At 68.6% G+C, this 1,196-nt stretch carries 1 protein-coding gene; it reads right to left on the bottom strand.

Annotated elements, in window-relative coordinates; all coding sequences use genetic code 11:
• Nucleotides 1–293 precede the first annotated feature (293 nt).
• Nucleotides 294–1,196: MlaA family lipoprotein (locus D183_RS0116045; protein WP_017909898.1), on the bottom strand; the 903-nt coding region annotated here is incomplete at its 5' end.

The raw sequence follows: 1,196 nt of genomic DNA, 5'->3' as shown, positions 1-1,196 counted from the left end.
GGAAGGGGCATCCTGCCCCTGCCGCGAACGGCGCACGTCCCTGTGCGCCGCCCTTCGGGTTTTTCCCCGCCGTGGCTGCCGCGCCGAGGGGACCCCGGTAAATCAACAGCAACAGCAACAGCAACAGCAACATCGGCTACTTGCCTACGTACGCCGCGACACTTGATCACCCACTGCAAACTGAGCACTTATTCCCGCACATCGCGCTGCGCCCACAGGCGATACCAGCAAAAGCCTCAGACACAAAAAACCCGGCCGAAGCCGGGCTTTTCGTCGGTGCGTCGCGCGCCGGACTAGCGACCGCCGCGCCACTCCGGGACCGGCATCGCATCCACCGGCACCGTCGGATTGGTCTCTTCCTCGCGCAGATAGGCCGGCAGATCGTCGTCCTGACGCTTGTGCCCGCGCATGTCGCTCTCGATCTGATAGTTGCGGCGCTGCAGCCACGCATCGCGGGTCAGCTGATACTCGTCCGGCGCCTGGTCGCGCAGACTGTCCAGCGACAGCAACTGCGCGCGCGTGTCGACCAACTGCAGGCCCTGCAGACCGATGCGCACCCGGTCTTCCTCGATCTGCTGCAGTGGCGACAGCGGCGCGTCGCCGACCAGGCCGAACGCATCGCGCACCGTGCGCGGGCCGAACAACGGCAGTTCCAGGTAGCGCGAGCGGCGCCAGCCCCACACACCCAGGGTCTGGCCGAAGTCCTCGCTGCGCCGCGGCAGGTTGGCGTCGGTGGCCGGGTCGAAGATGCCGCCGATGCCCAGCGTGCTGTTGATCAGGAACCGGCTCAGGGTCTGCCCCGCCTGCAGCGGACGGCCCTGCAGCAGCTGGTTGACCATGGTCAGCGGCGAACTGAGGTTGTCGAAGAAGTTGGTCACGCCCAACCGCACCGGCCGCGGCACCACGTTGACGTAGGCGCGTGCCAGCGGCCGCGCCACGCCACGGTCGACCACGTTGTTGAAGGCATGCACCTTGCGGTTGAACTTCTCCCACGGATCGTAACTCTGCGGTGCAGGCACGCCCTCCGGCAGGGTCGGATCGGCGACCGGGTTGTACGGGTCGCCGCCGTACAGCGCGGCGTAGTCGTCCTCGGCCGAGGTCGGCGTGCCGTTGGCCGACGCGGCGCCCGGGGCAGCACTCGCCGGCGGCATCGCCGCAGGCGCGCTTGCCGATGCCGGCGCGGCGCCGGTGTCCAT

Source organism: Xanthomonas sp. SHU 199 (genome assembly GCF_000364665.1).
GTDB lineage: Bacteria > Pseudomonadota > Gammaproteobacteria > Xanthomonadales > Xanthomonadaceae > Xanthomonas_A > Xanthomonas_A sontii.
Note: the sequence above shows the minus strand (reverse complement) of the source record. Positions and strands in the feature narration are given on the sequence as shown.